This is a genomic window from Brevibacillus sp. NRRL NRS-603, from assembly GCF_003013445.1.
GTDB classification, from domain to species: domain Bacteria; phylum Bacillota; class Bacilli; order Brevibacillales; family Brevibacillaceae; genus Brevibacillus; species Brevibacillus formosus.
Window position 1 is genome coordinate 1 of sequence record NZ_PXZN01000129.1, and the last position, 853, is coordinate 853.

The window sequence follows — 853 nt, forward strand, 5'->3', positions numbered from 1 at the left end:
TAAAAGTGAGAAAGCTTACGATCAATGAAGAAAGACTGCAAAAACGAATCGAGCAATTGGCGCAAATCGGGAAAATAGGTGAAACGGGGGTATGTCGACTCGCTTTGTCCGCTGAAGACCGGGCAGGCGTAGAGCTGGTGCGTAGCTGGATGGAAGAAGCAGGCCTTCAGACACGGATCGATGACTTCGGCAATCTGATTGGCCGGATGGCGGGGAAGGATGATCAAGCTCCGATCTTGATGATAGGTTCGCATATCGATTCGCAGCCATACGGTGGTCAGTACGATGGTGTGATTGGCGTATTGGGGGGACTGGAGGTCGTCCAGACGTTGAAAGAACAGGGATTCATGCCTGCACAGCCCATTGAAGTCGTTGCGTTTTGTGATGAGGAAGGATGCCGGTTTCAAAAAGGACTGTTTGGTTCCAAAGGCATTCTCGGCATGCTGGACCCGACAGACTTGGAGCGGACGGACAAAAACGGGGTCACACGCAGGCAGGCATTGATTGATTTTGGCTGCGACCCTGATCGCCTGGAAGCGTCTATTTATCCAAAGGGCAGCATAGGTGCTTATCTGGAGCTGCATATTGAGCAGGGGCCGATTCTCGATGCTGCAAAAGAAGCGATTGGAATCGTGTCGGCGATATCGGGGCCTTTGTGGTGGACGGTCGAGCTGACCGGCTTTGCCGGGCACGCTGGTTCCGTACCGATGCCGATGAGAAAGGATGCACTAGTCGGGGCGGCAAAAGTAATTTTGGCAGTGAACGAGCTGGCAAAGCTTGATCCACAAGCGCCAACAGTCGGTACAGTCGGTCACTTGGAGGTTTTCCCGGATTCGCGCAACATTATTCCCGA

At 53.1% G+C, this 853-nt stretch carries 1 protein-coding gene; it reads left to right on the forward strand.

Annotated features, from left to right (window positions below; all coding sequences use genetic code 11):
- On the forward strand, positions 1 to 853 hold an 853-nt coding region (locus C7R94_RS29090; protein ID WP_369835037.1), incomplete at both ends, for a Zn-dependent hydrolase.